The sequence below is a fragment of the Paenibacillus sp. J31R109 genome, from assembly GCF_059692055.1.
In genome coordinates this window covers 18,769-41,897 of sequence record NZ_JCAUAR010000011.1, presented here as the reverse complement: position 1 = coordinate 41,897, position 23,129 = coordinate 18,769, and the positions used below count along the sequence as shown (strand labels likewise).

23 protein-coding genes are annotated in these 23,129 nt (G+C 44.6%); 19 read left to right on the top strand and 4 right to left on the bottom strand.

Annotation, left to right across the window (positions count from 1 at the left end; translation table 11 throughout):
- The first annotated feature begins 27 nt into the window (after positions 1 to 27).
- The 17 genes from AC58QT_RS23980 (at position 28) to AC58QT_RS23900 (ending at position 17,789) form a co-directional block, all read left to right on the top strand.
- Positions 28 to 984 carry a 4-hydroxy-3-methylbut-2-enyl diphosphate reductase gene (locus AC58QT_RS23980; protein ID WP_310502018.1) on the top strand — a complete coding sequence of 319 codons (957 nt, stop codon included), beginning with the start codon at positions 28 to 30 and terminating at the stop codon, positions 982 to 984.
- 36 nt (positions 985 to 1,020) lie between these two features.
- Complete coding sequence (locus tag AC58QT_RS23975; RefSeq protein ID WP_497411212.1) at positions 1,021 to 1,560, top strand: DUF2062 domain-containing protein; 540 nt, start codon at positions 1,021 to 1,023, stop codon at positions 1,558 to 1,560.
- 155 nt (positions 1,561 to 1,715) lie between these two features.
- On the top strand, positions 1,716 to 2,759 hold the full coding sequence (aroF, locus tag AC58QT_RS23970; RefSeq protein ID WP_310501936.1) for a 3-deoxy-7-phosphoheptulonate synthase: 1,044 nt from the start codon (positions 1,716 to 1,718) through the stop codon (positions 2,757 to 2,759).
- Positions 2,760 to 2,996: 237 nt separating this feature from the next.
- Positions 2,997 to 4,421, top strand: a complete 1,425-nt coding sequence (gene glnA, locus AC58QT_RS23965; RefSeq protein ID WP_236289511.1) for a type I glutamate--ammonia ligase — start codon at positions 2,997 to 2,999, stop codon at positions 4,419 to 4,421.
- Between the two features lie 159 nt (positions 4,422 to 4,580).
- Entirely contained in the window at positions 4,581 to 5,132 is a 552-nt protein-coding gene (locus tag AC58QT_RS23960; RefSeq protein WP_497411211.1) for an NADPH-dependent FMN reductase, read from the top strand.
- 125 nt (positions 5,133 to 5,257) lie between these two features.
- Positions 5,258 to 6,586 carry a DUF1800 domain-containing protein gene (locus tag AC58QT_RS23955; RefSeq protein ID WP_497411210.1) on the top strand — a complete coding sequence of 443 codons (1,329 nt, stop codon included), beginning with the start codon at positions 5,258 to 5,260 and terminating at the stop codon, positions 6,584 to 6,586.
- Positions 6,587 to 6,597: 11 nt separating this feature from the next.
- Positions 6,598 to 7,830: a DUF1501 domain-containing protein gene (locus AC58QT_RS23950; protein WP_497411209.1), complete on the top strand. Its 1,233-nt coding sequence runs from the start codon at positions 6,598 to 6,600 to the stop codon at positions 7,828 to 7,830.
- 24 nt (positions 7,831 to 7,854) lie between these two features.
- Positions 7,855 to 8,373, top strand: a complete 519-nt coding sequence (locus tag AC58QT_RS23945) for a mismatch-specific DNA-glycosylase (RefSeq protein WP_497411208.1) — start codon at positions 7,855 to 7,857, stop codon at positions 8,371 to 8,373.
- A 70-nt stretch (positions 8,374 to 8,443) separates the two neighbouring features.
- Entirely contained in the window at positions 8,444 to 9,532 is a 1,089-nt protein-coding gene (gene serC / locus AC58QT_RS23940) for a 3-phosphoserine/phosphohydroxythreonine transaminase (RefSeq protein ID WP_497411207.1), read from the top strand.
- 593 nt (positions 9,533 to 10,125) lie between these two features.
- A complete protein-coding gene (gene nrdI, locus AC58QT_RS23935) occupies positions 10,126 to 10,485 on the top strand; it encodes a class Ib ribonucleoside-diphosphate reductase assembly flavoprotein NrdI (RefSeq protein ID WP_310501929.1) in 360 nt (119 codons plus the stop codon).
- Positions 10,472 to 12,556 (top strand): class 1b ribonucleoside-diphosphate reductase subunit alpha, encoded by a 2,085-nt coding sequence (gene nrdE, locus AC58QT_RS23930; protein ID WP_497411206.1) that lies wholly within the window; start codon positions 10,472 to 10,474, stop codon positions 12,554 to 12,556. The genes nrdI and nrdE overlap by 14 nt, the downstream gene beginning before the upstream one ends.
- Before the next feature lie 21 nt (positions 12,557 to 12,577).
- Positions 12,578 to 13,564 (top strand): class 1b ribonucleoside-diphosphate reductase subunit beta, encoded by a 987-nt coding sequence (gene nrdF / locus AC58QT_RS23925; protein ID WP_497411205.1) that lies wholly within the window; start codon positions 12,578 to 12,580, stop codon positions 13,562 to 13,564.
- 58 nt (positions 13,565 to 13,622) lie between these two features.
- Positions 13,623 to 14,036, top strand: coding sequence for a hypothetical protein (locus tag AC58QT_RS23920; protein WP_497411204.1), 414 nt, complete (start codon positions 13,623 to 13,625; stop codon positions 14,034 to 14,036).
- Between the two features lie 52 nt (positions 14,037 to 14,088).
- Positions 14,089 to 14,718, top strand: a complete 630-nt coding sequence (locus AC58QT_RS23915) for a YhbD family protein (protein WP_497411203.1) — start codon at positions 14,089 to 14,091, stop codon at positions 14,716 to 14,718.
- Between the two features lie 13 nt (positions 14,719 to 14,731).
- Positions 14,732 to 15,412 (top strand): polymer-forming cytoskeletal protein, encoded by a 681-nt coding sequence (locus tag AC58QT_RS23910; protein ID WP_497411202.1) that lies wholly within the window; start codon positions 14,732 to 14,734, stop codon positions 15,410 to 15,412.
- 25 nt (positions 15,413 to 15,437) lie between these two features.
- Positions 15,438 to 16,178, top strand: a complete 741-nt coding sequence (locus AC58QT_RS23905) for a hypothetical protein (protein WP_497411201.1) — start codon at positions 15,438 to 15,440, stop codon at positions 16,176 to 16,178.
- Between the two features lie 57 nt (positions 16,179 to 16,235).
- Entirely contained in the window at positions 16,236 to 17,789 is a 1,554-nt protein-coding gene (locus AC58QT_RS23900; RefSeq protein ID WP_497411200.1) for an MDR family MFS transporter, read from the top strand.
- A gap of 62 nt (positions 17,790 to 17,851) precedes the next feature.
- Here the strand turns inward: AC58QT_RS23900 and AC58QT_RS23895 are convergent, their stop codons facing one another.
- Entirely contained in the window at positions 17,852 to 18,565 is a 714-nt protein-coding gene (locus tag AC58QT_RS23895) for a winged helix-turn-helix domain-containing protein (protein WP_310501922.1), read from the bottom strand.
- Between the two features lie 142 nt (positions 18,566 to 18,707).
- On the opposite strand from AC58QT_RS23895, the gene trmL reads away from it, so the two are divergent.
- Positions 18,708 to 19,172, top strand: a complete 465-nt coding sequence (gene trmL / locus AC58QT_RS23890; RefSeq protein ID WP_497411199.1) for a tRNA (uridine(34)/cytosine(34)/5-carboxymethylaminomethyluridine(34)-2'-O)-methyltransferase TrmL — start codon at positions 18,708 to 18,710, stop codon at positions 19,170 to 19,172.
- 194 nt (positions 19,173 to 19,366) lie between these two features.
- Positions 19,367 to 19,621, top strand: coding sequence for an AbrB/MazE/SpoVT family DNA-binding domain-containing protein (locus AC58QT_RS23885; protein WP_171630099.1), 255 nt, complete (start codon positions 19,367 to 19,369; stop codon positions 19,619 to 19,621).
- 321 nt (positions 19,622 to 19,942) lie between these two features.
- Here the strand turns inward: AC58QT_RS23885 and AC58QT_RS23880 are convergent, their stop codons facing one another.
- From AC58QT_RS23880 to AC58QT_RS23870, 3 genes are read right to left on the bottom strand one after another with little or no spacing between them, the layout of a single operon-like run.
- The gene (locus AC58QT_RS23880; RefSeq protein ID WP_497411198.1) at positions 19,943 to 21,016 is read right to left on the bottom strand and encodes a phosphodiester glycosidase family protein; all 1,074 of its coding nucleotides are present in this window, start codon (positions 21,014 to 21,016) and stop codon (positions 19,943 to 19,945) included.
- Complete coding sequence (locus tag AC58QT_RS23875) at positions 21,016 to 21,447, bottom strand: hypothetical protein (RefSeq protein ID WP_310501919.1); 432 nt, start codon at positions 21,445 to 21,447, stop codon at positions 21,016 to 21,018. Before AC58QT_RS23875 ends, AC58QT_RS23880 begins: the two co-directional genes overlap by 1 nt.
- A gap of 53 nt (positions 21,448 to 21,500) precedes the next feature.
- Positions 21,501 to 23,129: a response regulator gene (locus AC58QT_RS23870; protein WP_497411197.1), complete on the bottom strand. Its 1,629-nt coding sequence runs from the start codon at positions 23,127 to 23,129 to the stop codon at positions 21,501 to 21,503.

Below are 23,129 nucleotides of genomic sequence, written 5' to 3'. Positions count from 1 at the left end.
AATACGATGGCTAGGCAGGTGGAAGAAATGGAAGTTGTTCGAATATCCCCCAGAGGCTACTGTTATGGGGTTGTTGATGCAATGGCGCTCGCTATGCAAACTGCTAAAAATTTAAATCTTCCGAGACCTATATATATCTTAGGCATGATCGTTCATAATGCGCATGTCACGGATTTCTTCAAAGAAGAAGGCGTTATTACACTCGATGGCGAGAATCGTCTAGAGATTTTGGAAAAAGTCGAAACGGGAACTGTTATTTTTACTGCACACGGGGTTTCTCCTGAAGTTAGACGGATGGCGCGTGACAAAGGTTTAACCGTTGTTGATGCGACGTGCCCGGATGTGACGAAGACACACGATTTGATTCGTGAGAAAGTCGCAGATGGTTATGACATTATTTATATTGGTAAAAAAGGACATCCTGAGCCGGAAGGTGCAATCGGCGTAGCTCCTGAACATGTTCATCTGATCGAGAAGCTTGAGGAAGCTGAGTTGCTTAAGCTGAAATCCAATCGCATTATTATTACGAACCAAACAACGATGAGCCAATGGGATATCAAGCATATCATGAATCGGTTGCTAGATCTTTTTCCAAAAGCCGAAATTCATAACGAAATTTGTTTAGCTACGCAGGTTCGTCAAGAAGCTGTCGCGGAGCAAGCCAAGGAAGTTGATCTTGTTATAGTTGTCGGAGATCCCAAAAGCAACAATTCGAACCGTTTGGCACAGGTTTCGCAAGAGATCGCTGGTGTCATGGCGTACCGAATTTCGGATGTCTCCGAATTGAACTTAGCTTGGTTAGCCAACGTTCGTAAAGTCGGTGTAACCTCGGGGGCTTCCACGCCAACACCGATTACCAAAGAGGTAATTACCTACTTGGAGAACTACGATGCGAAAGATGAAACCAGCTGGGAGATAAAACGTACTATCAATATGAAGAAGCTAATTCCCACTGTTAAATCCAAAGCAGCAAGTACCGTGTAGTTCCTGCTTATTCCACTCGACGGGATTGAAACTAGCATGCAAAGTACTCAGAAGGTGAAAATGATGAAAGCTCGCTACGATTGGAAAAGTACCAAACGTTGGTTTAAGTTCAAATATTTACTTCTTTTACGTGCTAAGGGTGGACCTTCCATGGTAGCAAGAGGATTTTCGATTGGTCTATTCGTTGAGATGTTCACTTTACCGACAGCAGGATTTGCGTTCGTTCTTATTTTTCCTTTGGTTTATCTACTGAGAGGGAACTTGCCTGCGGCATTAATTGGCTTTGTGTTCGGTAAAGTCATCTATATACCTTTTTCCATTCTTAATAAGCAGGTCGGGGAATATTTAGTGCCGAAGCATTTTAAGATCTATCTGATCCATCATCTGCCACATCTGCTCTCTAATATAATTCGCAGCGGTTTGGATTTAATTGTCGGTGGGATGGTCGTTGGTCTTATTCTTGGTCTTATTGCTTATTTCCCTGTCGTGCTCCTACTTAAATACCACACGAATCGCCGTAAAGAAAAACGTAGAATCCGTAAGGATCAGTTGGCTCCTGCGGAAACAAATGAATAGATAATAAATTTGCGCTTGACGAAATATCGTCAAGCGTTGTATATTTGCTTTAGTGGTTAAAAGCATAAAAGCGTAGAAGCGAACAAGCGTTGAAGTGTGTAAGCGAAATTTATAATAAATTATCCCATATCATATGAATTAGGAGCGTGGATCACATGATCGCAATTACATCGAACAAAACGTCAGATGAGCGTATTCAGGAAATTGTCCAATTTATCGAGAAGCAAGGGGTTCAAGCTCATGTTTCCAAAGGTGAGGATCGCACAGTAATTGGGATCATCGGTCAAGCGGATCCGAAGTTAGCTGAACAGCTTCGTCAGATGTCTGGTGTAGAGCAAGTAGTTAAAATTTCGAAATCATACAAATTGGCTAGCCGCGATTTCCACCCAGCCGATACTGTTATTTCTATTAAAGGTGTTGAAATCGGTGGCGAACAACTTGTTGTCATGGGTGGACCTTGTGCTGTAGAAACACCAGAGCAAATCGATGAGATTGCGCGCTTAGTAAAAGCAGCTGGCGGACAGGTGCTTCGCGGCGGTGCTTTTAAACCAAGAACAGGCCCTTACAGTTTCCAAGGTGTAGGCGTTGAAGGTTTGATCATGATGGCAGAAGCAGGTAAAAAACATGGTCTACTTACGATTACAGAAGTTATGACGCCGGAGTACGTAGATGTCTGTGCGCAATACGCGGACATTCTTCAAGTAGGAACACGTAATATGCAGAACTTTGATCTTCTTCGCAAATTAGGAACGATTCAAACCCCAGTTTTGCTGAAACGTGGATTTAGCTCTACGTATGACGAATTCTTGAACGCAGCGGAATACATTCTTGCTGGCGGCAATCCGAACGTTATGCTTTGTGAACGCGGAATCCGTACATTCGAGACTTACACACGTAACACGTTAGATTTATCGGCGATTCCTGTACTTAAACAATTAAGTCACTTGCCAGTCATCTCCGATCCAAGTCATGGCACAGGACGCAGAGAGCTTGTAGTGCCAATGACGAAGGCATCTGTAGCAGCGGGTGCGGACGGATTAATTATTGAAATGCACACGGACCCTGATAATTCAATGACAGGCGACGGCGTACAGTCGTTGTTCCCAGATCAATTTGCCCACTTGCTGAATGATCTTGAGAAGCTGGCTCCATTACTAGGTAAGAAGTTTGATACGAAGAAAGAGCCTATTTTGGCCTAATATACGGATTCACACCAACGGATTCCCAAGAAATAGGGGAATCCGTTTCCTGTTTTTGGATATATGAGAACTATGTGAAATTGTGTAAGCATAGCTTACACATCTTTAAAAAATACCTGACATAAGTATTGACTGTCTTAGAGGAATCGCTATATAATATGTGAAAGAAAACAAGCAAAAGTTGAACATTAATCATGCAAAGTACGTTGAATGTACGGAAATGGGAGGGTTTTTTAAATGTCAGTTCAAAACGTGTTGAACCTTATCAAGGAAAAAAATATTGAGTGGGTAGATTTTCGTTTCGTTGGTCTTTCCGGTAAAGCGCAACATATCTCTTTGCCTTCTACAGAAGTAGATGAAGAAACATTCGTAAATGGCGTAGCTTTTGACGGTTCATCCATCCCAGGATTCCGTGGTATTGAACAATCTGACATGGTAATGATGCCAGATACGGAAACTGCGTATGTAGATCCTTTCACAGCACACCCTACACTAGTAATTATGAGCAACATCCATACACCTGAAGGCGACCGTTATGACCGTGATCCACGTAGCATCGCTCAAAAGGCTGAAGAGTATTTGCAAACAACTGGTGTTGGTACAACTGCATACTTCGCACCAGAATCCGAATTCTTCATTTTTGATGATGTACGTTTCGAAAATGGTATGAACAAATCTTACTTCGAAGTTGACTCCGAAGAAGCTGGTTGGAACACAGGCCGTAAAGAAGAAGGCGGTAACCTTGCTTATAAAGTTCCAGTTAAAGGCGGTTACGTTCCAGTAGCTCCAATCGATTCTCAACAAGATATCCGTTCCGAAATGTGTAATAAGCTTGCTGACGCAGGTCTACGCATCGAACGTCATCACCACGAAGTGGCAACAGCTGGTCAAGCTGAAATCAACTTCCGTTTTGACACATTGACTAAAACAGCAGACAACCTGCTTAAATACAAGTACATCGTTGCTAACACAGCGAGAGAATACGGTAAAGTAGCTACTTTCATGCCGAAACCACTATTTGGTGACAACGGTAGCGGAATGCACGTTCATATGTCCATTTTCAACGAAGGTAACCCTTTGTTCTACGAAAAAGGTTCATATGCTAACTTGTCCGAAATGGCTATCAACTACATCGGTGGTATCCTGTATCACGCTCCAGCGTTGATCGCGATCACGAACCCAAGTACAAACTCCTTCAAACGTCTAGTTCCTGGTTACGAAGCTCCGGTAAACCTTGTATTCTCCAAAGGTAACCGTTCTGCAGCAGTTCGTATTCCAATCGCAGCTGTGACACCAAAAGGTTGCCGTATTGAGTTCCGTACACCTGATAGCACAGCTAACCCATACCTTGCTTTCGCAGCAATGTTGATGGCTGGTCTTGACGGTATCAAAAAGAAAATCGATCCACGTGCTCTTGGATACGGTCCTTTCGATACAAACATCTATGAAATGTCCGATGCTGAGAAAGCTGAAATCCGCAGCGTTCCTGGTACATTAGACGAAGCTTTGGATGCTCTTGCAGCTGATTCCGACTTCTTGCTTGAAGGCGGCGTATTCACACAAGACTTCATCGATAACTACATCGACTTGAAACGCGGCGAAGCGAAACAAGTTGCAATCCGTATTCACCCGCACGAGTACAACCTTTACTTCGATTGCTAATTTTTAGCACTTATCAAGTATGATCATAGAAACTGCCCCTTCATAGGACGCTATGGAGGAGCAGTTTTCTTTTTATTAATTACTAAACATAAGTATATACAAAGTATAATTGTCAGGTATAATTAGCGAGAGATGTTTAGCAAAGGAAGGATGACATTAATGAAAATTACGATTGTTGCGGGAAGTAATCATAGCGCTGCTACAAGTACACGACTTGCTGCATATATTCAGCATTTGGCTATGCAGGAACAACATGAGGTAGCACTCCTAGATCTATACCGAACACCATTACCGTTTTATTCGCCTGAAGATGAAGGGGACACTCACCCAGCCTTGGAGGCATTTAAACATGCGATGCTGTCCGCCGATGCGATTGTACTGGCAACCCCAGAATATCACAGCGGCATGTCGGGCGTATTGAAAAATGCGCTTGATCATGTTGGGCAGGATCATTTCAAGAATAAAGCTGTGCTATCAATCAGCTCTTCTGGTGGAGCAGTTGCTGTCAGCTCACTGACACAGATGCAGACGACGATTCGCAATCTACACGGAATTAACTGTCCGGAATGGATTTCCATTGGCGGGGATCAGCGGAAGAGCTTCCGAGTAGATGCTAGTTTCGAAGACATTCAACCCGATATTGATAAGAGAATACGTCGTGTAGTTGGCTCTTTTCTTACGCTTGCTGAGCAGCTTTCGGGACGAGCATAAGGGTAACGCGTAGGCATACATATCAAAATAGGACCAAGTCATTAGACTTGGCCTTTTTGTATTTCTACACACTTTTGACACATTTATATGGTACAGTATGGTAAAAAATGAACGGTGGGGAGAATATGGGAGCCCAGTGGACAAACACAGAAGTTGTTCATTTGTTACGGCGTGCAGGTTTTGGTTCAACGAAAGAGGAGGTTGCGGCTTGCTTGTCGTTAGGCAGGGAGGAAACAGTTCGGCGTTTAGTCAGGGGTGAGAAATTGCTTGATAAAGCACCGGATCCCGTTCCTTTCGATCAATTTCATACGGATGGTAAGAAAGCCTTGGACCCGTTGCAACTCGTGGATCAGCAGATATATTGGCTTTATCGCATGGTCAATTCCCCTACGCCGCTCATTGAGAAGATGACGCTGTTTTGGCATGGGCATTTCGCGACAGCTAATTATAAAGTGAAGGATGCCTCACTTATGGCGAAACAAAATGAACTTTTTCGCACCTATGCCCTGGGGAACTTCAAAGAGCTGCTTACTGAAATCGGCAAGGACCCTGCCATGATGATTTGGCTGGATGTGAATCAGAACAAGAAGGGCAAGCCGAATGAAAATTATGCCCGTGAGGTGATGGAGCTATTCACGCTAGGTATCGGCCATTATACCGAGACGGATGTGAAGGAGTCGGCGCGGGCGTTCACTGGCTGGTCGTATAATAAGAACGAACAAAAGGTGAACTATAATGCGAAGCAACACGATAACGATGCCAAAACATTGCTGGGAGAAAGCGGTAAGTTAGATGCAGATGATGTGATTGACATTTTATTTCATCAAAAAGCTTTGCCAATGTTCTTAGCTGTTAAGTTGTTGCACTATTTTGCAACCGATACACCTTCGGAGAGCTGGGTTCAGAGCCTAGTAGCATTAATCACACAAAAGCAAACCGTGGGGGAAGTGCTGCAAGAACTATTCCTATCCGATGAATTCTACGCAGAGAATCATAGAATGGCGCTCATCAAAACACCGGCGGATTATGTAGCAGGTATTCTCAAATGCTGCAAGCTCTCTGTCGCCAAGGGGCACGCGCAAGCGATGCGCAAGATGGGGCAGGAGCTATTCGTCCCTCCTGACGTTGCGGGCTGGAGAGGCGGCGCCTCATGGCTCACAACGAATTGCTTATTGGCGAGATATCAGTTCGCGGAGGGCATTGCAAAGCAAATGAACGGACAACAGCTGAACGCGCCAGAAATGAAACCTGATCAAGGGGAATCCTCATTGGCCTGGGCGAAGATTTATGCAGAGCGCATAGGAGTTGCGGATTTATCCGAACAAACACAGCGAAGCTTAAGTGCTTATGCAGACGATACCATTGTACATAACGCGCAAGTGAAGCAAAAGCTGACAGGCTTGCGTGGTCTCTTGCAGCTCGTATTGATCAGTCCAGAAGCTCAAATGAAATAGGGGGGAACTTTGTGAAATTAACGAGAAGAGATTTTCTAATTAAAGGTACGGCGTTATTCGCAACCCTGGGGCTTGGCGGTGCACTGTTCACAGAAACAGGGAAATCTATATGGGCTGGTAGTTCCGAACCCGACGTGGATGAACCGGTGCTGGTTGTTGTGCAATTAAGCGGCGGGAATGACGGTATCAATACGTTGATTCCATATGGACAAGGTATATACTATGATACGCGACCAACGCTTGCATATGCGCAAAAAGAAGTCTTGACGCTTAATAATCAAGTTGGCCTGCATCCCAGTCTCACGGGCTTAGCAGCGTTGTATAAATTAGGAAAAATGGCTATTATACAAGGAGTCGGTTATCCAGAGCCTAATCGTTCCCACTTTCGCTCTATGGAGATCTGGCAAACGGCAGAACCTGCAAAGATGAGCCGCAGCGGCTGGTTGGCCAGATACGCGGAGTCTTCCTTGCCGCATAATCCAAACCCGCTCAAAGTGATTCAAATCGGCGGTTCAGGCAGCAAAGCATTCGCCTCAGATCGATCCAGCTTTCCTGTAATTCAATCCCTGGAATCCTATCATGTATTTGATCCTAAGACGGCCCTCATGGACAAGAATAGAATAACTAAAGCCTTCTTGGATATGTATGGGGCATCCAATCCGTTGGAACAGCTGCGTGTCGCATCAGTTAGAGGGTCAGAAGCCTATAAGAGCGTCGAAGCGATTCAATCACTTGCCGCCACCTATACGAAGAAAATAGAGTACCCGAATTCGAATTTTGCGAGAGACTTGCAGCTTGTGACGAAGCTGTTGGCTGGAAAGTCGGGTACGCGACTCTTCAATGTAGAGGTAGGTGGATTTGATGATCATGCGGATGAAAAGCAGCAGCATGCACAAATGCTTACTCAGGTCGATGAAGGGCTGACGGCCTTCTATCAGGATTTGCAGGCACAGGGATTACAGGATCGTGTGACTGTGATGGTGTTTTCCGAGTTCGGTCGTCGCGTGAAAGAGAACGGAAGCGGTGGGACAGACCACGGTACAGCGGCGCCGATGTTCGTTATTGGCGGTAAAGTAAAAGGCGGGCTGTATGGCGCTTATCCCAACTTGAGTAACCTAGACAATGATGATTTAAAATATGAGGTGGATTTCCGCTCCGTCTATAGTACGTTAATTGACTCGTGGTTAAAAGGAGATACAACCAGCGTGCTGGGCAAATCTTATGAGAATTTAAAATTTATTTAATGAGAGATAGAAGGTGGTGCCTGCTTGGAATTAGCGGCAATATCAGATCATATCGCGGAGGGGCTGCAAATTCTCTTCGTTGGTTATAACCCGAGTATCCGATCTGGTGAAACGGGGCATCATTATGCGAATCCGAGTAATCGATTCTATCGCATCCTGCTGCAGGCAGGTTTAACGCCTAGGCTCTACAAACCACAAGAGGATGGCGATCTCCTTCAAATTGGGTACGGCTTCACGAATATCGTAGCACGCCCCTCGCTAACCGCAGCAGAAATCACGGTGGAGGAGTATCGAGAAGGCAGACGTATTTTGAAAGAGAAAATCGAGTACTTCCGACCTAAGGTGGTGTGCTTCGTGGGGAAAGGTGTTTATGAGCAATATAGCGGCCGCAGAGGTATTGCATGGGGGATTCAACCGAACCCGATGGTAGACGGTGTTGTCGATTATGTATGCCCGTCTTCGAGCGGTCTTGTTCGGATGAAGCTGGAGGAAATGGTTGCGATTTACAGCGGTATTCGACCTGCGCTTGGAGAGCTTGTTTGAGGTTTTACTTGATGCTTGATCAGAATATTGCTATCATAGCCATAATACAAAAGCAAAGGTGTGGTCACTCATGGGAAACAGGGCCTATAACTTTAACGCAGGGCCTGCGGCGTTACCGCTCGAAGTACTTCAAAGAGCGCAAGAGGAATTTGTTGATTTTAAAGGTATTGGCATGTCCATCATGGAAATATCTCACCGTAGTTCGGAATATGAGCAAGTACATAATGAAACACAAGCGCTGTTGAAGCGTATTTTCGGTATTCCAGATGGATACCAAATTCTCTTTTTGACAGGTGGAGCGAGCTCTCAGTTCTCCATGATACCTATGAATTTCTTAAAAGCTGGCAAGGTTGGCAGCTACGTGTTGACAGGCGCTTGGGCCGAGAAGGCTGTACAAGAAGCAGCGCTATTTGGAGAAGTTTCTCTTGCAGCTAGTTCGAAAGAACAGAAATTCATGAAAATTCCTGCTCTAAGTGAAATTAACCTTGATCCGAATTCAGCTTATCTGCACATCACTTCCAATGAAACAATTGAGGGTGCGCAGTTCCAAAGCTTCCCGGATACAGGCAACATACCTTTAATCGGTGACATGTCCAGTGATATCTTGAGCCGCCCGGTTGATGTGTCGAAGTTCAGCATGATCTATGCGGGAGCACAGAAGAACCTTGGACCGTCTGGCGTGACTGTGGCGATTATTAAAGACGATTTACTCGTTGATCTGCCGAAAACAATCCCTACGATGATGCGTTATGAAACGCATAGCAAAAACAATTCCCTTTATAACACGCCACCGGCTTATTCCATTTACATGGTGAATCTGGTGTTGAAATGGATTGAGGAGCAAGGCGGATTAACAGTTATTGAAAAGAATAATATCGAAAAATCAGGCCTCATTTACAGCGCAATCGATAGCAGCAATGGCTTCTATCGTGGACCAGTGGATCTAGGAAGCCGTTCTAACATGAATATTACTTTCCGCTTGCAAGATGAAGAGCTGGAAAAGAAATTCATTAAAGAAACCGAGCAGCAAGGTTTTGTTGGTTTGAAAGGTCACCGCAGCGTTGGCGGTTTACGTGCATCCACGTATAACGCTGTACCTTACGCTTCATGTAAAGCACTTGCTGAATTCATGACTGATTTCCAACAACGCAACAGCTAATACAAAAGAAGGAAGCTATTCATGGCACCCTCGTGTGCGCATGGATAGCTTTTTTTTGTCGGAGGCATAGAGTTTCAATCGAAGTGTTCTGAAGCCTCTAGAGGGTCTCTGAGAAGGTTTAAAGAGGATGATTGAGAGAGAAGTTGCAACTAGATCTAGTGGGTGATAATGGTCCTAGGCATTTCGACATTTCTGAAAAAATCAAGTGAAAAATTAAAATATTTTTTCTAAACCTATCGAGCCACGCCCCGTCTAGGGTTTGGTGTTTTGGAAATGTAAATAGGCCTTTTACCTCGTTGACAAACACAATATATTGATATAAATTTGAAACTATCAACTAGATGTCGTGATAAAAAGCGCGTTGCGAGATTGCTGGCTGAAGGCTCAAATAGCGGCGGAAACCAAGTAATAACGCAGGTTTTAAGCTTTTTTGACCGCGTACGGAGTCGTTACGAAAACGCAGATTCTGTCGATTACAGGGTAGTATCACCCACGAGTGGCAGACGATAGAATGAGCATTTTTACTACATATAGGTTACTAGCAAGTGTTGGCACAAGATAGAGAGAATTGATAATGATAGGAGACGGAAGCTATGATAATTGCTTACGATTCGAAGACTGGAAATGTTCGCCGTTTTATTGCGAAACTCCAAATGCCTGCAGTTCAGATTGAGGAAGCGATGACGATGGACGAGCCATTCGTTCTCGTGACGTACACAACTGGTTTTGGTCAAATTCCTCCCAAGGTAGCTTCTTTCCTAGAAAGTAATTCTTCTCGTCTTCAAGGCGTAGCAGCTAGCGGTAATCGCAACTGGGGTGATGGCTTCGCCAAAAGCGCAGATACGATCTCTGCACTTTACGATGTTCCCGTATTAACGAAATTCGAATTATCTGGCACCAAAAATGATGTAGAACGATTTGTTCAGGGGGTACAAGCAATTGCGGCACATTGAACTTAATAATGAATTAATGCAACGCGGTATGGATGGTTTCTTCCAATTAGAGAAGGATAAAGAAGCTGTTGAAGTGTTTATGAAGGAAGTCCACAGCAAAAGCCTCACATTCCCCGATACCTCTTCGAAGGTTCGTTACATGATCGACAATAACTTCTACGAGAATGTTTATGACAAATACACCGAAGCTGAAGTAAACAGCGTGTATCAAGTGGCACATGACAATCAATTCGAGTTCGCATCGTATATGGCAGCTTCGAAATTTTATACAGATTACGCTTTACGCAGTGATGATAAGACGTTATATCTGGAGCATTTTCCAGATCGCGTAGCGATTGTAGCCCTGTACTTAGGTCGCGGAAATGCCGAGACAGCACGAGTACTGGCCCTGTCCATGATGGAGCAACGGTTGCAGCCAGCGACACCTACATTCCTGAACGCAGGTAAGAGTCGTCGAGGTGAAATGGTATCTTGCTTCTTATTGGAAATGGACGATTCCTTAAATTCCATCAACTATGTACTCGCAACGTGCATGCAGCTTTCCAAAATTGGCGGCGGGGTAGCCGTGAATTTATCGAAGCTTCGTGGTCGTGGTGAAACGATTAAAGGTGTTGAGGGCGCGGCAAAAGGAATTATACCTGTCCTTAAGCTGATGGAGGATGCGTTCTCTTATGCGGATCAGATGGGACAACGCAAGGGTTCAGGCGCGGCGTATTATAATATTTTTGGCTGGGACGTATTGGAATTCTTGGATAGCAAGAAAATTAACGCGGATGAGAAATCCCGTTTGAAAACTCTTTCGATCGGACTTATTGTTCCGAATAAGTTTTATAAGCTGGCGGAGGAAAACAAGCCTCTACATATTTTTGCACCTTATACCGTTCTTCAAGCCTATGGCAAGCATCTCGATGACCTGGATATGGATGAGATGTATGATGAACTCCTAGCGAATCCGAAAGTCAAAAAGAAAGTCGTCATGCAGGCACGTGATATGCTGACCAAAATTGCGACAACTCAACTGGAATCCGGTTATCCATATATGATGAATCGTACGAATGCGAATAAGGATCATGCCCTGAAAGGGATTGGGACGATCAAGATGTCTAATCTCTGTACAGAAATTTTCCAATTGCAAGAAACATCCGAAATTAATGATTACGGTCAAGATGACGTTATTCTTCGCGATATCAGCTGTAACCTAGCTTCCATGAACATTGCCAATGTGATGGATCGTAAAAAGCTGCGCGAAACCGTCCATGAAGGCATGATTGCTCTAACTTCGGTGAGTGATATGACGACGATCCATAATGCGCCAGGTGTTGCGAAAGCGAACCGTGAGCTGCACTCTGTCGGTCTTGGCGTTATGAACTTGCACGGCTATTTATCCAAGAACAAAATTGCTTATGAGAGTGCTGAAGCGAGAGATTTCGTTCGCACCTTCTTTGCAGCGATGAATTTCTATTCCATTGAAAAAAGTATGGAGATTGCCAAAGAATCCGGGCAAACGTTCGAAGGCTTTGAGCTATCCGAGTATGCCAATGGGAATTATTTTACCCGTTATACAGAAATAGATTACCGTCCGCTGTCGGACAAAGTGAAAGGTTTATTCGAAGGCATGCCGATTCCGTCTCCAGACGACTGGAAAGCGTTGCAAGCGAACGTTCAGAAGCATGGGCTCTATCATGCATATCGTTTGGCAGTAGCGCCGACGCAAAGCATCTCATATATCCAAAATTCAACCTCCAGCGTTATGCCGATTGTTGAGCCGATTGAGACACGTACGTATGCGAACTCAACAACGTATTATCCGATGCCATTCATGGCACGTGACAATTTCTTCTACTATAAATCTGCTTATCAGATGGATCAGTTCAAGATTCTTGACCTCATTTCGGAGATTCAAACGCATGTGGATCAAGGGATCTCGACCATTTTACACGTAAACAGTGATGTTTCAACAAGACAACTTGCTAAATTATACCTGTATGCGGCACACAAAGGACTTAAATCGCTCTACTACACACGAACCAATCAGCTATCCGTTGAGGAATGTGTAAGCTGCTCGGTATAATTAGGAAGGGGATTACCAATCATGACAAGTGCACCTACTCTAAATAAACCAATCGTTCGTAAAGCGGTAAATTGGAACCGACCTGATGATGATTTTACGAATACGTTCTGGAATCAAAATATTATGCAATTTTGGACAGATGAAGAGATTCCATTGTCTGATGATAAAATGTCTTGGATTACCTTGAGCGCTGTGGAGCGCGAGCTGTATATGAAGGTGCTAGGCGGTCTGACATTGCTCGATACGATGCAAGGCGGCGTTGGGATGCCGAAGATTCTTGAGCATGTGGATGGGCTGCAGCGCAAAGCTGTGCTTAGCTTCATGGGGATGATGGAGCAGATTCATGCGAAGTCTTACAGTTCGATTTTCACGACGCTGTCTACGACTGAGGAGATCAACGAGCTGTTCCAATGGGTGGAGCGCAATCCACACTTGCAGTTTAAGGCGAATAAGATTTCACACTACTATGAGAATATTAATACGACCAAAGAGCTGTATCTAGCGATGGCATCGTCTGTATTGCTAGAAAGCTATTTGTTCTATAGCGGTTTCTATTATCCGTTGTACTTGGCTGGCCAAGGTAAAATGACGAGCAGCGGCGAAATCATTGATTTGATTCTACGCGACGAGAGCATCCACGGCCTGTACATCGGCGTGTTGGCACAAGAGGTCTACGCGGAGCTTAGCCCAGTTGAGCAAGATGAGGCGTACGCGACGCTGTGTGCGCTGTTGAAAGAGCTTCATGCGAATGAAGAAGGCTATACAGATAGTCTGTACGGACCGCTCGGTCTAGCAGACGAGGTGAAAGCATTCTTACGCTATAATGCGAATAAGGCGTTCATGAATCTGGGTGTTGAACCGATGTTCCCGGAAGAAGAGATCAACCCGATTGTATTGAACGGACTGAGCACGAAGACGAAGCAGCATGACTTTTTCTCCAAAAAAGGCAATGGTTATGTGCGCACGATTCACGTCGAGGCTTTGACGGACGATGATTTTATATTTTAATAAGTGAAACATAGAAGTGAAGAAATGAACCACTCAGCGGTTGCTGGGTGGTTTTTTTGTGGTTATGCGCCTAGCTAATCGGGTCGATAAGCCCGTAACTCGAAAAATTCGAGTTAGGGGAAGGGAAAGAGGCGATATAGTCGCCGTAACTCGAAAAATTCGAGTTACGGGAAGGGAAAGAGTCGAAGTATTCGCCGTAACTCGAAAAATTCGAGTTACGGGAAGGGAAAGAGGCGATATATCCGCTGTAACTCGAAAAATTCGAGTTACGAGAAGAGAAAGAGACGAAGTAGCTGCTGTAACTCGAAAAATTCGAGTTACGGGAAGAGAAAGAGACGAAGTAGCCACTGTAAGTCGAAAAATTCGAGTTACGGGAAGAGAAAGAGGCGATAAAGCCGCTGTAACTCGAAAAATTCGAGTTACAGCGATCGAATCGTATCCAGGACTGATTGGGGTTCAGTCTCAAGGCTGATGTCAACGTAACAATGTTATGTTAAATTAAATTTGCAAAGGAGGGATGTCGTTTGGAAGAGGATTTGATCTCCAAAAAAGAGCTATTAGAGCTAACAGGAATATCCTATGGTCAATTATACCGCTGGAAACGGAAAAACTTAGTTCCTGAGGAATGGTTTATACGGAAATCAGCGTTTACGGGACAGGAAACGTTTTTTCCGAAGGGGCAGATGCTGGCGCGTATCGATAAAATTTTAAATATGAAAGATGATCTATCTCTGGACGAACTAGCGGATGTGTTCTCTATCGTTCCGAGTGATCTGAGAATAGACAAATTAGAGCTTGTGAATCGTAACATTGTTTCACTAGCGACGATTGAATATGCTTCCCCCTTTTTAGGTGCGACTGCGGTGTACAGCTTTGAAGAAACGTTGTTTCTGTTCCTATTAGAGGATTGCTTACAAACTGGGGAGATGAGCCTCGATGAAGGAAAGCACCTGCTTCTGACGATGAAAGAGCAATATGCCAAGTTTGAGGGAAAGCCTTGTGATTTAATTTTTATTCGCAAGATGGGCTTAACTTTGTTCTTCCTTGTTACGACAGGCTGTGAACTGTTTTGCGAGCGTGGTGCTAAAGTCGTGCTCCGCGTGCAGGTAGCGAAGAAAATTGAAGAGTTGAAGCTAAAAATAACAACAGTGTAAGGAGGTGGCACCCATGCAGACAGCGGAACTGAAACGTAATTTGATGATTTCTGGGATAGGTTCTTCGAATGGCGGGAGCTTTCGTACCGTGAAAATTGATGGAATAGGACGCCTGGAAGGGGACGTTATTTGCTCGCATTTTACGCTAAATGGTCGTGGAGAAGTGAATGGCAGCATCCAATCGGAAACGGCGGAAATGAATGGGACCCTTACGATTCAGGGGGATTTGAAGGCTAAGCGTACACGGATTCACGGGAGAGTGAAGGTCGAGGGAAATTATTTTGGCGAGAATATTGAGATACACGGTGCATCCACGATAACCGGCAGTTGTGAAGCAGAGAAGTTTCATGCAAATGGCAAGCTGCAAGTGGGCACACTCAATGCGGATACCATCCAAGTTACCTTACACGGTCATTGCAAAATAGCGGAAATCGGTGGAGAACGAATCCAAATTCGTAAGCAGTCGGGAATTAGCTTTGCTAGTTTGTTGAAGATTCTGCCTGCAGCTATCGGCAATCATTTGACGTGCCAGACGATCGAAGGCGATCATATTTATCTGGAGTACACGACGGCAGATGTAGTAAGAGGGGCGAATATTACGATTGGGCCTGGTTGCGAGATCGGACTCATTGAATATACAGTCAAGCTCGAACAAGATAAGAAATCCAAAGTGAAGATCAGCGAAAAAGTGTAGCGGAGAGAGGAGGGTTTGATGTACAATGGAATTGAATGCAAACAAACGTTCGTCAATTAGTAACTTGAACATTACAGGCAGCTCCACTGTGGCAGGTGGTCTTTACGATCGTGTGAAAATTGTTGGAGAAGGCATCGTAGAAGGAGATATGAAATGCCGTCTGTTGAAATGTATCGGAACCATAGAGATGGATGGTGATCTGCAGGCAGGCCAAACAGGCATTGTAGGCACATTTTCATTGACGGGCAATGTTCAAAGCGATACAATGAAAAATTCGGGGACGGTGAGTATCAGTGGTGATGCCGAAATTGGCTCATTAACTGGATCAGGGACGATTGAAGTGAAAGGTCATATGTTAGGCAACCGGATCGCATTGAAGGGCCAAGTCACTGCAGGAGGGGATTGCGAAGTCGATGTGTTTCACTTGAAAGGGATGTTTGATATTGGAGGACTGCTAAATGCAGGGGATGTCGACGTTAGACTATTCCAAGATTCAACAGTGAAAGAGATCGGCGGAGAGAAAATTAGAATTCGTAAAGCGAGTATGCTGCATCCGTTAAGTTTCTTCTTTAGACCCTCACCGCACGCAAAGGTTATGGTTTCGGTGATTGAAGGGGATGATATTTACCTGGAGCATACGAGAGCGAAGGTAGTCCGCGGTAACCAAGTTGTCATTGGTCCTGGCTGTGAAGTCGAACTGGTTGAATACAAGGGGCATCTGGAGAAAAAGAAGGGTGCCATTGTGAAAGAATCACGCAAGTTGTAGTACGCCTGTCCGTTTAAAGTGGACAGACGAAACGAAATAGTAAAGGAATGTGTAAGAATGACGAAAGCAAATAATAAAGTAGGCTTTGTTTTAGCAGGTCTGCTCTTGGCAATGCTGATGGCATCGATGGATAATACGATTGTCGCTACAGCAATGGGAACGATCGTAGGCGATCTTGGCGGACTAGATAAGTTCGTTTGGGTGACATCCGCGTACATGGTTGCTGAAATGGCCGGTATGCCGATTTTTGGTAAGTTATCCGATATGTTCGGGCGTAAACGATTTTTTGTTTTTGGTTTAATTGTATTCTTGCTTGCCTCCATCCTGTGTGGTACTGCAGAAAGTATTGTTCAGCTTAGTATTTACCGTGCGCTTCAAGGGATTGGCGGCGGAGCGCTTATTCCGATTGCGTTCACGATCATGTTTGATACCGTCCCTGTTGAACAACGCGGGAAGTTAGGCGGTTTGTTCGGTGCGGTATTCGGTTTGTCGAGTATTTTCGGACCGTTGCTTGGCGCGTATATTACAGATTATATTAACTGGCATTGGGTCTTCTATGTGAATATTCCTCTTGGTATTTTGGCCCTTATTTTTATTGCAGTCTATTATAAAGAATCACCTATCCATACGAAGCAGAAGATCGACTGGTGGGGTGCCGTTACGCTTGTTGGTGCTGTTGTCAGTATGATGTTTGCTCTTGAGCTAGGCGGCAATAAATATGCATGGGATTCGAGCTTAATTATTGGATTGTTTGCAGCTTTCGCGGTGCTTACAATCTGCTTTATCATGATTGAAAGAAAAGTCATCGAGCCTATTATTTCATTCCCCATGTTTAAGAACCGTTTGTTTACGACGAGTAATGCGCTTGGTTTATTGAGCGGGATGGGCTTCATCACAGCATCTGTGTATATCCCTATTTATATTCAAGGGGTACTTGGCGGTACAGCTACGAATTCGGGGCTCGTCTTATTGCCGATGATGGTAGGTTCCGTATTTTCAGCGGTCGGCGGCGGTTTCTTAATGAATAAGATGCCCTACCGGAACATTATGATGATCTTTGTTGTAATTCTAGCAGCGGGTATGTTCATGCTGACACAGCTTGAACCGGATACAAGCCGCTTGTATGTGACAATGTGCATGATCGTCGTTGGTGTTGGGATCGGCGCGAGCTTCTCTGTACTTTCCAATGCGGCGATTCATCACTTTGATCCGTCCCAGCGTGGTTCAGTGAATGCAACAGTCTCATTCGTTCGTTCCCTAGGTATGACGCTAGGGATTACACTATTCGGAATTATTCAACGGAATGATTTTACAGCGAAGCTTAAGGACATTTTCGCTGGAAGCGGGCAAGGGAACATGGCTGACAATCCAGCGTTTAGTGATCCTAGGGTATTGCTGGCACCTGAAATGCGTGCCCAAATTCCAAAACCTGCTCTAGATAAAATTACTGCCGGATTATCATCCTCGATTTCCTATACATTTATGTGGGCATTGATTCCAACAGCGTTGGCTGTTATAGCAGCAGTTCTCATGAGTAAAGAGCGATTAACCGAATCCTTGGAGCATAAGCAAGCTGAGCAAGCGGCAGCAGAGCTGAAAGGAAAATCTTAACCAAAAAAACATCCCAAGACATGATTCATGTTCTGGGATGTTTCTTTAATTGAGCTCGTGCATTAAGCGTAAGACTCTTTGATGACAGGCTCAGTCAATTTGTAACCTACGTTGCGAATCGTCATGATATATTCCGGATGACGTGCATTCTGCTCAATCTTGTCACGCAGATGCGAGATATGGACGTCTACGATGCGCGTATCCCCGAGGAAATGATAGTCCCACACGCCGTGAAGCAGCTGTTGTCGACTAAGGACTTTGCCGCGATGCTTGCAGAGGAATAGAAGCAATTCAAATTCCTTCGGTGTAAGCTCGATAGGCGTGCCATTCATCGTTACTTCCCGTTGCTCTGCTTTGACGGAAATTTGACCGATCGCGATCGGTGCTTCTTCTGTCGTTGAAGGCAAGGTTTGAATACGGCGATGAATCGCTTGGATACGTGAGACAAGCTCAAGCGGTGAGAAAGGTTTTGTCATGTAATCATCGGCTCCGTTGTCTAAACCGGCAATTTTATCGGTTAGATCCTGCATAGCCGTCAACATAATAATCGGAACAAGGTTGTTCTGGCTTCTCAGCTTGCGGCATACTTGTAAGCCGTCCATTTTGGGCAGCATGAGATCAAGGACAATAAGGTCAGGGCGAAAGGATTGAATAGCGCCGAAGACAGCTTCTCCGTCGAACACACAGTGTACTTCGAAACCAGCAAGCTTTAGGTTAAATTCAATTAGCATGGAAATTGAAGGTTCGTCATCAACAATAAGAATTTTCTTTTTCATTGTTAGGTATCTCCTTTTAATGAAGGATATCTCTAGTATGACGTACCTCTATCATCGTGATATTAAGATAAAGTTAACCCTGTGTTAAATTGCAATCGGAATCAGGTTATAATAGGATAGAGAATGAGGTGAATGAACAGAGATGGCTTTTCATATTGTATTGGTAGAACCCGAAATTCCTGCGAACACAGGTAACATTTCTCGCACATGTGCAGCAACAGGTACGCATCTTCATTTGGTGAGACCCCTTGGCTTTGATACCGATGATAAGACGCTGAAGCGAGCTGGTCTTGATTATTGGCATTCCGTAAAGATTGACTACCACGATTCATTCGATGAGGTCTTGGCAGCGTATGAGGGTCATAGATTCTTCTTCGCATCAACGAAGGCAAAACTACGTTACTCCGATTTTACTTTCCAAGATGGCGATTTTTTCGTGTTTGGTAAAGAGACTAAAGGTCTGCCTGAGGAACTGCTTCGTCAACATCCAGATACCTTAATACGGTTGCCAATGTCCGACGCGGTAAGATCATTAAATCTATCCAACTCAGCGGCTATTATTTTATATGAGGGATTACGACAAACTGGATTTGTAGGTCTCGAGTAGGAATACTCCTGACCTACGTTTTTTAGTACTCAAGCGACATTTCTGACAAGAAAAGAAAGTTTTTAGGGCTTTGGCAGAAGGAATTACATGAATGACGGCGAATAGTATCGGTAAGCTCGATATGGTTAAGATGGTCGAAGTGAAATCGCCGGAAATGTAGAAAACGTCTGGGAAAAGAGAGGTGAAGTCCTATGATGAAGCCAGCTGGAGTCGTACGTAAAGTCGATCAATTGGGACGAATCGTATTACCTAAATCGTTAAGAAAGCGATACCAAATGAATGAAGGAGATCCTGTAGAAATTCTAGTACAGGGAGACCATATCATTCTTGAGAGATATCGTCCAAAATGTGTATTCTGCGGTAGCATGGAAAGTGTCAGTGAATTCAAAGATCGCTATATTTGCGGCGTTTGTATAACTGAAATGAACCTGCTTAAGGCGAGAGCCTAGTAGTTTAACAAATGAAAAAAAGCATCGTTTTCTCCAACTGGAGAAAGACGATGCTTTTTTTCTTGGCTTTTATAGGCCTTTTGTTTTGTCCTCGTTATAGGAAGCCGTCAACATAGCGACGATGAATAATAGAAAAACCGAATTAACGAGCCAAAATGTTGTAGATAAACCGAACATTGCTGCACCTCCTAAAAGTTTTCGGCAGAAAACTGACTTCGTAAGCATCCACTATAGGGTTAAAGAACATTTTTGCACATAGTTAAGGCTTATTATACCCAACCATCCCCAAAAAAGAAACGAATATTGTGTGAATAATTTGGGTCATTTGAAAAACAAGAAGTTCGTAGCGAGTGGCCGGAGTCTTCCATCTGAAGGACGATTGATTACGCTGCCACCCCAGACGAGTGTGGTAGAGCCGCCTCCATCCAGATTATAAGCATCAACGACGCCTAGCTGTTGCATCTTGTCCTGCAGCTCAGCCAGTGTAGCACCGGAATTGCCGCTCTCATCGTAGCCATCTGTGACAAGGAATAAGAGCTGATCATGTTTGTAATTAGCCATCACGGTTCGTGCAGCTCTTGCTGGTGAGCTCTGCCATTGATACGGAATGGACATTTTACTGCCGTTCTTCATCAACACGGGGACGAAAGTCGACCCCATCAGAGGATTCAACTTATCAAGCTCCGACTGCGAGCTGAACTTGCCGCCGATCAGCTTACGGTCCTTGTTCAAACCGATGAAAGCTGTGTCATTGTTGGTAGGGAAGAAGCCGTTGACATATTTCCCGTTCATCACGGTGGTGTCCAGCGGATAGCGTTTTCCACGATTATCGTCCGCGAAGCCGCCAGCGTTAATGCCGACAACAGCGCCATAGCGCGAAGCTGCGGCTAATGTCGTTTCACTCGAACCGAGCTTATCATTCCCTAACACAAGCTTAATCGCTTTATCGCTTTTGAGGTTCACTTTAAGAGCATAACCTGAATAATGTTTTTCATTCAAAGCGAACAGCTGAATATCGATATTGCCAGAAGTGGCTGAACGGATGGGACTTCCAAGCTTGGCTGTAATCCTTGTATCATAGATAAGTCCGGGTTTGACGACTTGCGAAGCCGCACTTTGGAGCATGGCGGTTACTTCTGCCGTGCTTTTCTCGTACAGCTGGAAATACTGTTGAATAATGGTTTTGGTTTGAACGGCATCATTATTCGCCTTGGTCAATAGGCTGTTCAAGTTATTCGTCTCTTGCTCTAGCTGGAGTGGTGTTGACGCTATAGGTGAATTGACTGGAATAGAAATATGCAGGGAGACGAAGAGCAGCCAAATCAGCATGCCCAGGAATGGGGCACACACAAGCAACATCATACGATTGATTTGCTGAATCGAATTTGCTGTCATTATTTCAACACATCCAGATTCTTAGTCAGCTCATCTAGCTTCTTTTTGACGTCTGCAAGCTGCGTATACAATTGATTACTATTATCGGTCTTGCTGTTAGCGCTATCTTTGGTGAATGCCAGTAGTTCATTCAATGAATCTACTTTGGCTTGCAAAGTCTTCATATCGGTAGTTACACTATCCTTCAATTGAGAGACTTGCTTCTGATAATCTTGTTGAATTACCTGTAATTGCTGCTGGGTTTGCTGTGCGATATCGGTTGATATTTGTTGCCTCAGATGTTCCGTGTACATCATCGTAGCTGTTACTCCGACTGCGATCAGCATGACCCAACCCACGAATAGGTAGACATACGTTTTCTTCTTGACCCTTGTTGCCTTCGACGTGCGGGGAAAAGAATTCGCCGTTGCGCTTTCAATGGGCATACTCATGAAAATCACCTCTTACATACTAGTATAGCATATTCCATTATTTTCTCGGAACTTTAGATAGAATTCGCTGTTTTTCGATATTCATTGGGGGTCATCCCCGACATTTTTTTGAAAACCTTACTGAAATACTTTTCATCCTGATAACCAACCATCTCAGCGACTTGGGAAATGCGCAGATTGGGGTTGCAGAGCAGCACCTTCGCCTTGCTCATCCGAATTTGTCCTAAGTAATCAGATAGATTGACTTCGAACTCCTGTTTGAACTTGCGAGAGATATACTCGCGGCTTAGATAGAATCGACTGGCAATATCCGCAAGCGAAATATCCTCGTGGTAGTGTTTTTCTAGAAAACTAGCGATTTCGAAAATAACATTGTTCCCTTTGTGCTGACTCTCAAGATGGAGCTTGGATAGCTGAACGAGGCTGCGAGTTAGCTCTTGCTGCCAGAGAGACAAAGAGAGGATGCCCTTCTCGTCGAGTGTAATAATCGTAGCAACGCTATCTTCTAGGAGCAACGGATGAATCTCTTCCTCGCGGCTGTTCGGCAGCAATTGCTGGACCCAACGACGCATCATCACCCGGTATTCTCCCCACCAGTGCTCCAGCTGCTCAGGCGTAATCACTTCACAGCTTCGGATGGCGTCGATCCACAGCTGTACGATCTCTTGGATCTGCTCGACATTCCCACTGCGCAGCGCCAGAAAGATCTGCTCTTCAAACTGGTGAAAGGTTAACGTTTGTGGTGTGACCTTGGCAGGCAGCCAATTCATATGAATCCAGGTTTCTTTGGATTTCAGATTCCGTTGACGAAGGGCATCGCGCGCTTCCTGATAGGAAAGCTTCAATTGACTTGGGAAACTATGCTCACGCCCTATCCCGAAGTCCACACGGGCATGTAAAGCAGTGCGAATCCCATCATTAATCGTTGTGAGCAAATCCTCAGCTTGGGAAGGCTCAGACCATAAAAAGAGGACAATTTCGTTCGAATTATGCAGGTGTCGGAAAGCGTAGCCGCGCTGATGCGGAACAAGAAATTCATTGCAAATATTAATCAGGGAGAAAAGCAGGAGATCCATATTTTGACTGAATTTATTCTTGATACTAGCCTCCATCGTATCTAGCGAGAGAATGGCAACTCGACAGGTCGTGACATGTCTGGATAAATGAAGCTCACGCTCCAGCTGGTCAGCGACAGGTTCGTACGTATTCGGTTCGGCAATTAACGCGGAAAGCAGCTTGTCCCAGTAAATCGGCTTGAATTGGTTCACTTCGATGTTCAGCTCCCGACTGGCATGCCGCTGTTCTTCATCTTTAAGCCAAGTCTGAATGGCTTTGTCCAAAGCCTCGTTCAACTGATCTTGGTCTATCGGTTTCAAAATATAATCCGTTCCACCGAACTTCACCGTATGTCGAAGTAACGAAAAGTCGTCATGACCACTGATAACGATCGTCTTGGCATCAGGGGCATAACGATGCAGCCACTCTAGCAGCTTCACGCCATTCATGCCGGGCATCATCATATCGGTCATAATGATTTCAGGATGCTCACTGCCAACCAAGGCAACGGCGTCTTCCCCGTCAGATGCTTCTAATATGGTATCAATGCCATAATGCTTCCAATTCACAAGCAATCGGATGGCATCACGAACATGCTTCTCATCATCTACAAGTAATACTTTCAT

Excerpts from the sequence above, each read along its gene's own strand:
- nrdI (WP_310501929.1), top strand. The coding sequence starts at position 10,126 with ATGATAATTGCTTACGATTCGAAGACTGGAAATGTTCGCCGTTTTATT.
- AC58QT_RS23880 (WP_497411198.1), bottom strand. The coding sequence starts at position 21,016 with ATGACAGCAAATTCGATTCAGCAAATCAATCGTATGATGTTGCTTGTG.
- AC58QT_RS23905 (WP_497411201.1), top strand. The coding sequence starts at position 15,438 with ATGGAATTGAATGCAAACAAACGTTCGTCAATTAGTAACTTGAACATT.
- AC58QT_RS23870 (WP_497411197.1), bottom strand. The coding sequence starts at position 23,129 with ATGAAAGTATTACTTGTAGATGATGAGAAGCATGTTCGTGATGCCATC.
- AC58QT_RS23885 (WP_171630099.1), top strand. The coding sequence starts at position 19,367 with ATGAAGCCAGCTGGAGTCGTACGTAAAGTCGATCAATTGGGACGAATC.
- glnA (WP_236289511.1), top strand. The coding sequence starts at position 2,997 with ATGTCAGTTCAAAACGTGTTGAACCTTATCAAGGAAAAAAATATTGAG.
- AC58QT_RS23975 (WP_497411212.1), top strand. The coding sequence starts at position 1,021 with ATGCAAAGTACTCAGAAGGTGAAAATGATGAAAGCTCGCTACGATTGG.
- trmL (WP_497411199.1), top strand. The coding sequence starts at position 18,708 with ATGGCTTTTCATATTGTATTGGTAGAACCCGAAATTCCTGCGAACACA.
- AC58QT_RS23960 (WP_497411211.1), top strand. The coding sequence starts at position 4,581 with ATGAAAATTACGATTGTTGCGGGAAGTAATCATAGCGCTGCTACAAGT.
- AC58QT_RS23895 (WP_310501922.1), bottom strand. The coding sequence starts at position 18,565 with ATGAAAAAGAAAATTCTTATTGTTGATGACGAACCTTCAATTTCCATG.
- aroF (WP_310501936.1), top strand. The coding sequence starts at position 1,716 with ATGATCGCAATTACATCGAACAAAACGTCAGATGAGCGTATTCAGGAA.
- AC58QT_RS23980 (WP_310502018.1), top strand. The coding sequence starts at position 28 with ATGGAAGTTGTTCGAATATCCCCCAGAGGCTACTGTTATGGGGTTGTT.
- AC58QT_RS23875 (WP_310501919.1), bottom strand. The coding sequence starts at position 21,447 with ATGAGTATGCCCATTGAAAGCGCAACGGCGAATTCTTTTCCCCGCACG.
- AC58QT_RS23955 (WP_497411210.1), top strand. The coding sequence starts at position 5,258 with ATGGGAGCCCAGTGGACAAACACAGAAGTTGTTCATTTGTTACGGCGT.
- AC58QT_RS23900 (WP_497411200.1), top strand. The coding sequence starts at position 16,236 with ATGACGAAAGCAAATAATAAAGTAGGCTTTGTTTTAGCAGGTCTGCTC.
- serC (WP_497411207.1), top strand. The coding sequence starts at position 8,444 with ATGGGAAACAGGGCCTATAACTTTAACGCAGGGCCTGCGGCGTTACCG.
- AC58QT_RS23910 (WP_497411202.1), top strand. The coding sequence starts at position 14,732 with ATGCAGACAGCGGAACTGAAACGTAATTTGATGATTTCTGGGATAGGT.
- nrdF (WP_497411205.1), top strand. The coding sequence starts at position 12,578 with ATGACAAGTGCACCTACTCTAAATAAACCAATCGTTCGTAAAGCGGTA.